The sequence below is a fragment of the Christiangramia fulva genome (assembly GCF_003024155.1).
Classification (GTDB): Bacteria; Bacteroidota; Bacteroidia; order Flavobacteriales; family Flavobacteriaceae; genus Christiangramia; species Christiangramia fulva.
In genome coordinates, this window is record NZ_CP028136.1 from 426,362 (window position 1) to 439,415 (window position 13,054).

Annotated in this window: 12 protein-coding genes; 6 read left to right on the top strand and 6 right to left on the bottom strand. The window is 38.6% G+C overall.

Going from position 1 to position 13,054, the window contains the following annotated elements; genetic code table 11:
• Positions 1-4: 4 nt before the first annotated feature.
• Positions 5-481: a 30S ribosomal protein S7 gene (gene rpsG, locus C7S20_RS02130; RefSeq protein WP_107010936.1), complete on the bottom strand. Its 477-nt coding sequence runs from the start codon at positions 479-481 to the stop codon at positions 5-7.
• Between the two features lie 23 nt (positions 482-504).
• Complete coding sequence (gene rpsL, locus C7S20_RS02135; protein WP_010230128.1) at positions 505-879, bottom strand: 30S ribosomal protein S12; 375 nt, start codon at positions 877-879, stop codon at positions 505-507.
• Positions 880-1,247: 368 nt separating this feature from the next.
• Between rpsL and C7S20_RS02140 the strand changes: the two genes are divergently transcribed.
• The 5 genes from C7S20_RS02140 to rlmB all read left to right on the top strand — a co-directional run bounded on the left by C7S20_RS02140 (position 1,248) and on the right by rlmB (position 8,105).
• Complete coding sequence (locus C7S20_RS02140; protein ID WP_107010937.1) at positions 1,248-4,484, top strand: SusC/RagA family TonB-linked outer membrane protein; 3,237 nt, start codon at positions 1,248-1,250, stop codon at positions 4,482-4,484.
• A gap of 10 nt (positions 4,485-4,494) precedes the next feature.
• Positions 4,495-5,958, top strand: a complete 1,464-nt coding sequence (locus tag C7S20_RS02145; protein WP_159039851.1) for a SusD/RagB family nutrient-binding outer membrane lipoprotein — start codon at positions 4,495-4,497, stop codon at positions 5,956-5,958.
• 11 nt (positions 5,959-5,969) lie between these two features.
• On the top strand, positions 5,970-6,710 hold the full coding sequence (locus tag C7S20_RS02150) for a BT_2262 family domain-containing protein (RefSeq protein WP_107010939.1): 741 nt from the start codon (positions 5,970-5,972) through the stop codon (positions 6,708-6,710).
• A gap of 39 nt (positions 6,711-6,749) precedes the next feature.
• Positions 6,750-7,271, top strand: a complete 522-nt coding sequence (locus tag C7S20_RS02155) for a lipid-binding protein (RefSeq protein ID WP_107010940.1) — start codon at positions 6,750-6,752, stop codon at positions 7,269-7,271.
• Between the two features lie 96 nt (positions 7,272-7,367).
• Complete coding sequence (gene rlmB / locus C7S20_RS02160; protein ID WP_107010941.1) at positions 7,368-8,105, top strand: 23S rRNA (guanosine(2251)-2'-O)-methyltransferase RlmB; 738 nt, start codon at positions 7,368-7,370, stop codon at positions 8,103-8,105.
• Here rlmB and C7S20_RS02165 read toward each other — a convergent pair.
• Positions 8,102-8,839 carry a rhomboid family intramembrane serine protease gene (locus tag C7S20_RS02165; protein WP_107010942.1) on the bottom strand — a complete coding sequence of 246 codons (738 nt, stop codon included), beginning with the start codon at positions 8,837-8,839 and terminating at the stop codon, positions 8,102-8,104. The two genes, rlmB and C7S20_RS02165, sit on opposite strands and share 4 nt — an antisense overlap.
• Positions 8,840-8,917: 78 nt before the next feature.
• On the opposite strand from C7S20_RS02165, the gene C7S20_RS02170 reads away from it, so the two are divergent.
• A complete protein-coding gene (locus tag C7S20_RS02170) occupies positions 8,918-10,192 on the top strand; it encodes a replication-associated recombination protein A (protein WP_107010943.1) in 1,275 nt (424 codons plus the stop codon).
• Here C7S20_RS02170 and C7S20_RS02175 read toward each other — a convergent pair.
• From C7S20_RS02175 to C7S20_RS02185, 3 genes are read right to left on the bottom strand one after another with little or no spacing between them, the layout of a single operon-like run.
• A complete protein-coding gene (locus C7S20_RS02175) occupies positions 10,189-11,070 on the bottom strand; it encodes a hypothetical protein (protein ID WP_107010944.1) in 882 nt (293 codons plus the stop codon). The genes C7S20_RS02170 and C7S20_RS02175 overlap by 4 nt on opposite strands.
• Positions 11,067-12,476 carry a DUF5723 family protein gene (locus C7S20_RS02180; protein WP_107010945.1) on the bottom strand — a complete coding sequence of 470 codons (1,410 nt, stop codon included), beginning with the start codon at positions 12,474-12,476 and terminating at the stop codon, positions 11,067-11,069. Before C7S20_RS02180 ends, C7S20_RS02175 begins: the two co-directional genes overlap by 4 nt.
• 1 nt (position 12,477) lies before the next feature.
• On the bottom strand, positions 12,478-13,050 hold the full coding sequence (locus C7S20_RS02185; protein WP_107010946.1) for a hypothetical protein: 573 nt from the start codon (positions 13,048-13,050) through the stop codon (positions 12,478-12,480).
• Positions 13,051-13,054: the final 4 nt, after the last annotated feature.

Below are 13,054 nucleotides of genomic sequence, written 5' to 3' on the forward strand. Positions count from 1 at the left end.
TTTTTTAGAATCTAAAGTGAGAGAATGCTTTATTAGCTTCAGCCATCTTATGAGTATCTACTCTTTTCTTCACAGCAGCACCTTCCTCTTTAGCTGCGGCAAGAACTTCGGCAGCAAGTTTTGCGGCCATAGATTTTTCATTTCTCTTACGCGCAAAACTAATCAACCATTTCATCGCAGTTGATACTTTTCTGTCTGGACGAATCTGCATAGGAATTTGAAAGGTAGCACCTCCAACACGTCTACTTCTCACTTCTACGTGAGGCATAACGTTTGAAAGAGCGTCTTTCCAAAGCTCCAAACCAGATTTCTCTTCGTCTTGTTTCTTTTGCTCCACGATATCAATAGCATCGTAGAAAATTCTAAAGGCAACCGATTTTTTCCCATCCCACATCATCATGTTCACAAAACGTGTTACAAGCTGATCGTTAAATTTAGGATCTGGTAAAAGAGGTCTTTTTTTCGCCTGTCTTTTTCTCATTTCTTTACATTAAAAGTTTTTAATTACTTCTTAGGGCGTTTTGCTCCGTATTTAGATCTACGCTGAGTTCTACCTTCAACACCGGCAGTATCAAGCGCACCACGAACGATGTGGTATCTAACACCAGGCAAATCTTTCACCCTTCCACCTCTAACCAATACTATCGAGTGCTCCTGGAGGTTGTGTCCTTCTCCCGGAATGTAGGCGTTCACCTCTTTTCCGTTAGTTAACCTTACCCTAGCTACTTTACGCATAGCAGAGTTTGGTTTCTTAGGAGTGGTAGTGTACACACGGGTACAAACACCTCTCCTTTGAGGGCACGAATCCAAAGCAGCCGATTTACTCTTCTTGGTTATTTTGGCTCTTCCTTTTCGTACTAATTGTGAAATTGTTGGCATAATTTCCTATACACTAATTATTAATAAAATTTACTCCCCTCTTTTTAAGGGTTTGCAAAGGTAGAAATAAAAAAATATTATTCAAACACTACTTTATTTATTTTCAAGGATTTCTTGAAAAATTTCTTTCACCCCATAAAAGCGGGTATCAACAGGAAGAAAAAAGGAGCCCCTATATAAAACAGGTAAGTGGATATTATAAAACCTCCGATTTCTTAACAGAAAAAATTCCTGAAAAGCGGTTTGCAGAGGATTTTAAAGGATTTTTAACATTTTTTTTACAATAAGTCTATTTTTTAAAAATAAAAACTTGTTTAATTAACCATTTATTATCACATTTGGCGAGGCTAATTCAAACAAATTTTAACATGAAAACAAAGTTAAGTAGTATTTTAACGCTATTACTGGCGTTTGTTGTGCAAATTACTTTTGCGCAAAACCAACGAACGATTACCGGGACGGTAACGGATGCCGAAGGGTTACCGCTGCCAGGGGTGAACGTTATAATTAAAGGGACCACACAAGGTACCCAAACAAATTTTGATGGGAATTATTTTATAGAGGCATCGCAAGGAGATGTCTTAGTATTCTCATTTATAGGTTACGAAACTGCACAATACACAGTAGGGACTACTGAAAGTGACAGAATAGACGTGACCATGAGTCCCAGTGCTTCTGAACTTGAAGAAGTAGTAGTGACTGCACTAGGTATTTCAGATAGAAATGCACGTGAGGTGGTGTATGCTAACCAAACCGTAAATTCTGAAGAATTAAATTCGACTCCTAGCAAAAATGCATTAGAAGCATTAAGAGGTAAAGCAGCAGGTGTAAAACTCTCAACCGGTTCAGGTTCTGTAGGCTCATCTACAAGAATTGTACTTAGAGGAGAAGGGTCTCTTACGGGAAATAACAACGCCCTTATCATTGTTGATGGGGTTGCAATTGACAACTCTGCAACTTCTGGGGGCGCTGGATCTTCAAGTACTGGGTACGCAGATTATGGTAACCGATTCAATGACATCAACCCTGATAACATCGAATCTGTAACAATTCTTAAAGGTCCTTCTGCCACATCTCTTTATGGATCACGTGGAGCTTCCGGGGTTGTTCTTATTACTACCAAATCTGGAAAGAAAGGTGAAAAAATGAGAATCAACTACAATGGTTCAACATCTATGGAGACTGCGATCATTAATTTGCAAAGACAGAGCACTTATGGGCAGGGCTATGATAATGCTAGTTTGGATTCTGGAGAAAACTGGTCCTGGGGACCAACACTTGACGGTGTGGTTAGACCATGGACTAGCCCAATCGACTCTGATGGAGATGGAGCATTAGAAGCTTTAATAAGACCTTATAGTGCTGTTCCCAACCAATTACAAAACTTTTTCAATACCGGATATACTTTATCTAACACTATAAGTTTATCTGGTGCGAAAGAAGGTTTTACATATTTCGCCTCTTATGGTAATACAGATCAATCGGGTATTTTAGACAATACATATTACAAAAGAGATAACCTTAGCTTTAATGCTTCTGCTCAACTAAGCGACAAACTCAAATCAGACTTCAAAATTTCTTATGCCAATGTGAGAGAAAATACGGCACAGGAAGGTTCCAGACCCTTTGAAGGAAATAATGCGTACGCTATGGTTGTACAATCTCCTGTAAATATTCCTTTTTCGGAGTTGAAAGACTATAAAAGCCCATTTCATGATATCAACGGTTATTGGGGATCTTATTCTTCCGTTAACCCTTATTATATCTTAAATGAATATGGAAACGAGGCAAATATTGATAACTTCTTAGCTAATGCATCCCTGACATATAAACTTTTTGATGGCCTATCATTAAATGGACGCTTTGGAGGTAATATTGTGAATACTCAAACCGATACCTGGACTCCAACATTCACTCCAGCTCAGCAATTAATTTGGACAAATGGTTTGGAGATTGGTACTCGTAACTCAAAACATAACTCGCTTGGCGAATATGTAAACTACAATAATAAGACGCTAAACCTTGATGCAACTGTTTCAGCAAACTATAATAAGCAGTTAAGTGATGATTTTGAACTTTCGGCATCAGCAGGTTTTAATTACTTCTCAAGAGAGAATAAATCTTTAACAGGTAGTTCTGTAGGAGGCCTTGTAGTTAGCGGTGTATACAACCTATCCAACAGTGTCCAATCACCTACCTCTAGCATGTATAGAAGTAGATATAGAATTTACGGTGCTTTGGCAAACGCAAGTATTGGCTATAAAAACGCTGCGTTTTTAGAGCTTTCGGCAAGAAATGACTGGTCTTCCACTCTTCCAGCAGGTAATAATTCTTTCTTGTATGGTGCCGTAGGTGCTTCTGTAATATTCACGGACCTTTTAAACATTGAAAATGACTTCTTAAATTATGGTAAATTAAGAGGAAGTTACGGTACATCAGGAAAGGATGCTGGTATATATTTACTAAATTCCTATTTCATAGGAAATCCTACCATTGTAGGCCTAGGAGATTATGCACTGTTCTTCCCTAAAAATGGTGTTCCAGGTTTTACGCTCGGTAATACTATTGGGAACCCGACACTTAGACCTGAATTAACAACTACTTATGAAGTAGGTGCTGATCTTGGCTTCTTTAGAGATATGATAACCTTATCATATACCTATTATAAATCTATTCATGATGATCAAATTGTAACTATCAACCTGCCAAGATCAACAGGTTTCTCTCAAACGGTAAGTAACATTGGTAGAATGACAAATAAAGGTCACGAAGCTACTTTAAGTATAAGACCTTTAAAAAATGTTATAGACGACTTAAATTTTGAACTTTTCGGTACTTTTTCTAAAAACGACAACGAGGTCGTAAATATTGCTGAAGATATCAGCGAATTAACTATAGGCGGACCTTTTGGAAATACTGGTGTATCTGTAGTTGCAAAAGAAGGTATGCCATTCGGAACGTTTAAAGGACTTGCACCTAAGACCAATGCTCAAGGACAAATTATAGTAGATCCTAACACTGGTTATCCGCTATATACAGATGAAGAAGTATACCTTGGATCTTATCAACCTGATTACCTTTTAAGTTTTGGTACCAACGCCAATTACAAAGGATTTGGATTGAGAGTTTTAGTTGATATGAAAGAAGGTGGAGAATTCGTTTCCCAGTCAAAATATATGACTGAATTTAACGGAACTGCAATTAATACCACCATTTATAACAGAGAACCTTTCATTATACCAAACTCTGTAATACAAAATGAAGATGGTACTTTTTCTGAAAATACTACCGCAATTACTGAACAGGATTTTTATACCAGTTACGATCCTGCTGCTTCTACTTATTTAATAGATGCCAGTTATATCAAATTGCGAGAAGTAGAATTAAGTTACACTATACCTAAAACATTCCTGGAAAATACATTTATAACGAATGCGAGATTAGCAATTTATGGTAAAAACCTTAAATTCTGGTTGCCAGGTGAAAATAAATACGCTGACCCTGAAGTAAACGGTCCAGCATTAACGGGTAATGCACAGGGTATTGAGACAACTCAAACACCAACTTCAAGGAGTTTGGGACTTAATGTACAATTGTCATTCTAAAAAAAATACGATGAAAAACAATATTAAAATACTGCTTTTACTTTTATTAACTTTAAACTATTCATGTTCGGATAGCTTACAAGAAGTTAATGTAGATCCCAACACATTTCCCTCAGCGGGAGATGCCCAAGTTTTAAGTTCAGCAATCGGATTTCTGGGTTATGTTGTAGACACCGATTTGAATTATTCTGAATCTTTCCTTTGGAGTCAGTATTATACTTGGGGCCAAGGTGTTTCTATAGGGAATTCAGAAAGATATGTTGCTCAGCCTGATGATTTTAACGGGTATTGGGCAAGAGCCTATGCCAATTGCTTGGCTGACCTTAACGCTATAACAAAAAACAGCTCCGCACCTGCTTATAGTGGAATTGCGAAAGTGTTAAAAGCTTATCTTTTTCAAGGTTTAGTTGATCATTTTGGTGACATTCCTTTTTCGGAAGCACTCGCAGGTGCTATTGAAGATGGATCTATATTAGCTCCAAGTTTTGACGCCGCAGGATCTGCTGTTTACCCTGGCTTAGTTACTTTGCTAGACGAAGCTCTATCAGATTTAGAAAGAGCTGAAGATGGTGTTGTAGGGGAAGAGGATTTCATATATCAAGGAGACATCTCTAAATGGATTAAATTTGCTAATTCATTGAAATTAAGAGTTCTTATGCGAACTTCAGAAACCGACCCTCAGGCTGCTGCCATTAAGGAGCTTATCGCTAACGGAACTTTTATTGAGACCGTTGCGGATATGCCATATATACCTTATACTGGTGCATCAGGAGATCAAAACCCAATGTTTGCCAGAGCTGAATACGGGGTTGGTATGTTCTATTTTGCGAGCAACGCCACCCTGGATGTTCTTGAGTCTTTAGATGATCCAAGAGGTGAGGTCTTATATACTAAAGCTACTACTGGAAGTTTTGCCGGACAACTACACGGAATTGATCAAGGTACTATCAAGAACGAACCTTTTACTGCACCTCCTACTGATTACAGTATGGCATCAGAGTATGCATATTCTGAAACCAACCCTGTAATTTTAATGAGTCCATGGGAAGTTTGGTTCTTGAGAGCTGAAGCGGCCGCCAGATATGATACAAGCGACGACGAAGAAATGGCTTTTGAGACGGCCATAGCACTTAACTTTAAGTATATGGGAATCGAAGATGAAGCATCCTCATATATCAACTCACTGAATTACTCAAGTTCTGATGCCCTGGTAGATCGTATAGACCAAATCGCAGTTCAAAAATGGATTTCATTGAACGGAACACAGGAAGATGAAGGTTGGATAGAAGCACGCAGGTTTGATAGACCTGAAAGCAGACTGTTTACCAATGGTATTTGGCAAACTCCGCCACTGTCTGTTCTTCCTAATGGTACATTTCCATCTGCTTGGTTATATCCAGAATCTGAAAGAAGTTTAAACCCAAACGCACCAGCTCAGAGGACTATAACCGATAATATATTTTGGGATAACTAAAAAAAATTAAAATGAAAAACTACAGAATATTATTTTACACATTTGCAATCCTTGGATTGTTTTTGACTAGCTGTAATACAGATGATGAGCCATTGGTTGCATCATCTGTCACTTACCTACCTAAGATCACTCTTGAGGGAAGTACTAAAATTACTTTGCCTTGTGATACTGAATCATATACTGACCCGGGAGCAATAGCTGAGGCGGGTGGTCAAGAGATTGAACTAACTACATCAATTTCCGGTACTTATTTCGGTGGTAATACTATCGATGGTCCCGATATCTATAGTGTTGCTTATAGTGCCTTTAATGAAGATGGAATCCCGGCTACGGCTTTCAGAAGCGTTTATTGGCCTCCTTGTAATGGTGACCTGGTAAATAGTATTACAGGTGTATATGAAGCTGATGTTGTTAGAAATGGAAGCACATCTCCTCAGTATCAGGACCTGGGTCCTATTATGATCATTGATTTAGGGAATGGTGTTTACCAACTTTCTGATGCTATTGGTGGCTATTATGATTATGGAAGAGGATATGGTCCCGCCTATGCTGCCACAGGTATGACGGTAACTGCAAACAATATTGCAACTAATGATTTTACACTGGATGATACAACCGGAGTTGGTGCATTTGGAGGAACTTTAGAAATGGATTCATTTACAGTAAATCCAGCTGCCGGAACTATTAAATTCAAAACATCTTGGGATGCCGGTTATGTATTCGAAGTAACTTTAACTCAGGTACAACAATAATTTCTTTTTCTTAATTATTGTTCAAAAAAATCGAAAAAAATGAAAGATATAACAAAAAAATTAAGCTTTTTATTACTAGGTTTTGCTTTGATGAGCTCCCTTTTTTCCTGTGAGAATGATGATCCAGTTGCAGATCCCAGTAATATTGTTGTCGAAGACATCACAGGAGATTGGTGGGTAATAGCACTCGAACCTGATGGTGAAACTCCAGCGTATGGCGGAGATTACGTGCAATTCAGTACATATGCAACTGCAGCCAATAACACCAATTTTTGGCTGGATGATAATGACCTCTGGATGGAATTGAAAGCAAAAGTCTCCCTTGATCCCAGCACTCTTACTTTCTCTAGTGTGCCTGATACAGAAGAATTATATACTGGTGAAACAGTTACAATAACAAATGGTAAATTCACTAAAAACAGCTTTACTACTCCTGGCAGTAATACAGTAGTAGATGAAATTCAATTTGAAGCAGAGTTTAGCTGGGACCCAGGAACTGTATATGTTTTCAAAGGATATGAAAGAACTGGAAAGGTGGCAGACGACAATCCACATTATTAATCCAAATTATGTTTATATAAAAAACCACCCGCCAATACGGGTGGTTTTTTTATTACCTAAATTTCAGGAAATAAACATTTGCACTACCTTTACCCCATGCAGGAAACAACAAGAATTTTTGGAATAAGAGCAGTTATTGAGGCTATCGAAAGCGATAAAAGCATTGAAAAGATTTATGTTCAGAAAGGTCTTTCCGGATCGCTTTTCCATCAGCTTAATGAACATTTAAAAACAGGGAATTTTCCGGTTTCCTTTGTTCCCATAGAAAAACTCAACAAATTGAGTAAAGGAGGAAATCACCAGGGAGTGGTGGCTCAAATTTCTCCGGTTAATTTCGTGGAGCTTGAGCAACTGGTTACCAGGGTGACCCAATCAAAAAAAGCTCCTTTATTCCTTCTCCTCGATGGAATTACCGATGTGCGTAATTTTGGTGCGATTATTAGAACCGCAGAATGTTGCGGCGTAGATGGAATTATTTTTCCTGAAAAAGGTTCTGCACAGCTAAATGCCGACACCATAAAAACTTCAGCAGGAGCCGCATTTAAAGTTCCTTTATGTAAAGTCAACCACATTAAAGACGCTATTTTTCACCTTCAGTCTTATAACATCAAAACAGTTGCGGCAACCGAAAAAACAAACGAGACCATTTATGCCCTGGATTTAAAACAACCTGTTGCGATCATTATGGGAAATGAAGCTAAAGGAGTTTCTAATTCGGTTTTGAAATCGGTTGATTTTAAAGGAAAATTGCCGATGTTAGGTAGTATAGAATCGCTAAATGTATCAGTTGCATGTGGTGCCTTACTTTACGAAGTGGTTCGGCAAAGGCTTTAATCCTTTTTAGGTGTTTCTTTATAATGATATTGAATCTTACTCTCTTCCTCATCTGAAGTATCATTTTCAGGCAGGTTTTCAATAAAATTTCCATTTTCATCAAAATGCCGCATAAAGAGATCATCAGCTTCATTATAACCCGGTTTTTCCCATTCATATTTGGGAGTTGAAGCAATTCTTTTTCTGAAGATCAGCGATAATACAAAGCCAGAGATCAATCCGGACAAATGTCCTTCCCAGGAAATTTCAGGATCTATGGGTGTTACATACCAAACGAGGCCGCCATAAAGAAAGACCACCATCAGTGAAAGCGCAACCAGCCGATAGTATCGGGAAAAAATTCCTTTGAAAAATAAAAAGGAAGCCAGTAAATATATAATTCCGCTGGCACCAATATGATAAGCCGGTCTCCCGATCAACCATGTCAAAATGCCGGTAGAAAAAAATCCGATGACCAAAACCTTCCAGCTAATGGGCCTGTAGAAATAAAAAAGCGAAAGTGATAATACAAATAGCGGAATGGTATTATTAAAAAGATGCCGGATATCTGAATGAATAAAAGGTGAGAACAGTATCCCTCTTAATCCTTCAATGCTCCCCGGCTGGATCCCGAACCTGTTTAGATGAAATCCAAAACGCACCTCAGCCCAGAAAACAATCCATATAAGCAGAACGAACATCAAAGGATAGCCTATAGTTCCGGTACTAAAAACAAAAGGTGATGAAGCTTTCAAATTCTCTTCAATTTTAATTAATATTACAAAAAACCATCCAAACTAAACCGGATGAAAAACTGTCATTAAAAGAATGCTATGAATCAACCTCTGGCAGAAAGGTTAAGACCAAAAAGCCTTGATGATTATTTAAGTCAGAATCACCTAATTGGCAAAAACGGAATCCTAAAACAACAAATAAAACAGGGAATAATCCCTTCCATGATCTTCTGGGGCCCCCCCGGTGTAGGCAAAACCACCCTCGCCAATATTATTGCCAATGAAACCGACCGACCTTTTTTTACCCTAAGCGCCATTAGCAGCGGAGTTAAAGACGTAAGAGAAGTCATTGAGAAAGCTAAAAAAAGTGAAGGACTTTTTACTACTAAAAGTCCGATTCTTTTTATCGATGAGATCCATCGTTTTAGTAAATCTCAGCAGGACTCATTACTGGGAGCCGTTGAAAAGGGATGGGTAACCTTGATAGGAGCCACTACTGAAAATCCCAGTTTTGAAGTGATTTCCGCACTTCTGTCCCGTTGCCAGGTTTATATTCTGAAACCCTTCAGCAAAGGAGATCTCACCGCCCTTCTCGAGAGAGCAATGAAAGAAGATAAAACCATAGCTGCCAAAAAAGTAAAATTAAAAGAAACCGAAGCCCTCTTAAGGTTAAGCGGTGGTGACGCCCGGAAATTGCTGAATATTTTTGAACTTATCGTAACCTCTGAACCTGAAAATACTGAAATCACCAATGATCTGGTTTTTCAAAAAGTCCAGCAGAATACTGTTTTATATGATAAAACCGGGGAACAGCATTATGATATCATTTCGGCATTTATAAAATCCATAAGAGGCAGCGATCCTAACGCTGCGGTTTATTGGCTGGCAAGAATGATCGAAGGTGGCGAAGACGTGAAATTCATCGCCCGGCGGCTTCTTATCCTGGCGAGCGAAGATATCGGAAATGCCAATCCTACCGCCCTGGTAATCGCCAACAATACCTTTCAGGCGGTAAACACCATTGGGTATCCTGAAGCTCGTATTATTTTATCTCAATGTGTTACTTATCTTGCCACTTCACCTAAAAGCAATGCCTCTTACCAGGCGATCAATGCCGCGCAAAGCCTGGTAAAAAAGACCGGTGATCTTGCTGTACCGCTTTCCATTAGGAATGCACCCACCAAACTGATGAAAGATATAGGCTACGGAAAAGATTATAAATATGCCCATAATCATGAAGGAAATTTTGTCGAAGCCGAATTCCTTCCGGAAGAGATCAAAAACACGAAACTATATGATCCCGGACAGAATCAGCGGGAAAACGCCCAGCGGGAATTCCTTCGGAAAAGATGGAAGAATAAATATGATTATTAATATTTCTTCAGGTAAACAATAATATCCTTTTTGTTGGTTTGCTTATTTAAATACTCCACCACAAGATTTCCCTGATTATCGAAATAAGCAATCCCCTGATTGCTTAGGGAATTATATATGAAGTTACCACCGCTTCCGCTTTTTAGAAGAAGGGCAATTGGTTCGGGAGAATTCTTTATATAAAGACCATAGCCCTGGGCAGTAGGTTTTAATTTATATTGCTGCCCGTCATATTCGAACTGCCTTTCTTCCAGAGATTTTTCCGAATTGCCCGGTTTAACTTCAGTTTTCTCTGCATCAACAATCGCTTTAGGCTCCGTGGCGATCTTTACCGGGGTAGGTTTTTTTGTCTCTTCCAGAGCCTCTTCTTCAGAAATTGATGTCGCAGGTTTTTCAGGTTTTTTTTCAGAAGTTTTTGTTTCCTGCGCCAATAATGGTTTGGCAGAATCACCATTATATTGATAATTCATTTCTTTTACTCCTTCAAAAGCTCCTCTTAAAGCCTCGTGGTAAGCGGCTTTAAAATCTTTTGCACGGCTTCTGCCCTCTTCGCTTTTATAAACTACCTCTCCCGAACAATCGGTTAAAGTGAGTACGAGTTTGGTAACAAAAAGCCCGGAATTATCCTGAACATCCGCCGTCAGGCCCTGACATGGATCCTGTCTCAGATCAGCGGGTTTCTTTCCTTTCATCATCACCGTATTAAAACCTTCCTTCTCAAAAAGGAATTTTGTAAGGGAATTAAGCTGATATTGATCAACTCCCTTTGTAAATTTATAGGTTTCAGGGATTATTATATATTTATAAGAATTGATATTTTGTGCATAGCTTCCAGCCATGCTGCTGATCATAAGTATTAGTATCAAAAGTCTTTTCATAAATCTTTAAATATAAATTGCATTCCAAATTGAAGGGAAGCACTATTAGCTTTCGCTAAATTAGTGAACCCAAGAATATCATTAACCGCAAGATAAAGATTAAAATTAGAAAATCGTTTGGAAGCCATCAAACCTATTTTTGTTAAGGTAAACTGATCAATCCCATAAGCGAGCCGCATCCTGAAATTCTCGGTAAACTTTCTTCCGTAATATGCAGTAACCCCGTAAGTTGGACCTTTAGGCCTGTTCACACCTGAAAAAAGCATTCCAAAAACATTCATATACCGGGGTCTTTTATGAATGAGATAATCACAAGGTAAAAATGACATTCCGGAACCAAATTCCAGGGATGCATTGAATTTCAGAGGCCTCCAGGAATTGTAGGGTTCACTTAGCGTTTCGTCTTTCAGATTCACATTGAGTTCTTCTTCAAAAACATCCCAATAGGGAATAGTTGCCTCATTATTATCAAGTTCGGGAAAAAGAGGTTCCAGGCCATCGGTTTGATAAGAACCGTAGTAATAGGAATTTTCAGTATCTTTTTGATGGAACATGATTCCCAGATCCTGCACAGAACCGCTTAGCGTCAACTGTTCTGTCACCTTGTAATTAAATCCCAGATCTACACCCACACCCACATTCTGACCAAAAAAGGAACGACTTAGAAGTTCCGCCACCGCTTCATCAACCGTCATCCCTTCCTTGTTCTTAAGGGAAGCATAGCCAGAAGTATTTACCTTCACACTCATATTCTCAATAAAATGTCGATAAAAATTGGGACCACCAGGCGTAATTTCGGTCCTGAAAACCCCGCTGTTATTAGTGCTTTCAGCATTAAAAATACCTGAATACAGTTTAAATCTCGCGCCAAATGTTAGCTGCCGGTCAACATTATAATTTAAACCCACATGGTAAACCGTTAGGACATCGCCGGTAAAATTGACATCTGAAAAATCAAAATTCTGCTCTATATAATCTGCGTTCCCTTCAAAGGCCAATATTGCCGGATCATGTGGAAAATAGGCGAAAACGTCAAGTTCCTGGTAAATCCCTGCAGAAAAGTATCCCCTCTCCCCCATTTTCCATCCGAAAGAAAGAACTTCCAATTGTTCATTGACCGAAAAAAAATCATTTTTAGTTAGCCTGCTCATCACATTGCTCACCCGCTGATTGACATTCGGATTTGAGTCGTCAAAAATATCAAAAGCGGTAACGCCCGTAGAACCGGCAAAAAGATGTATCTGAGAAAAAAAGGGAAATCCGAAATGACGAGTATAATCTATTCGCGCACCCGGATTTTGAAGTAAAGACTGCGGTAAGTCATCCACACCCCATAACAAAGGTCTGTTTTGCCCTACACAGTTTATGCTTAACAAGAAAAGAATAATAAATATAGTTTCCCGCATCCTAAAATTCAAATTTGAACAGACCTTTGGAAGAAAAGTCAAGTTCTCCTTTGAGATCTTTTTCGCTACCCTGCAATTCAAGTTCTAATGCCATTTGTATTGATTTCCTCACCTTTAGAATATCGTTACCCTGCATGACTTTAATGGTATCTACAACTCCAGGCGAATTTTCATTCCCCGCAGGTATTATATAATCCACGCTGAAAAGGTAATTGTTGTTCTCATCAAGAAATTTAATACTGCTCTTTATAGGCTGGCTGAAGAAATTAGTGTGCTTAAATCTGAATTCGGCATATTGAAGGCTTTTCTGAACATAATCATCATTCAAAAACTCAAGACGTACCGTATCCCTGATTACAGGAGTAAAGCTTTGATCTCGAGAATCAATAAAATCATTTTCATTGAGCTGGTAAACCAAAAGGTCAACATCAATGTCTGGTTTTAGGAGAATATCCTGTGCCTGGCCAAAATCCACATCCTTAAAACAGGAACTTAAAGAGAAGCTTATGGTAAGTAAAAGAAATAATATTTTTAAAGGCCTTTTTGCAAACACGGGAGCAGCTTTCTTTGCCAAACGA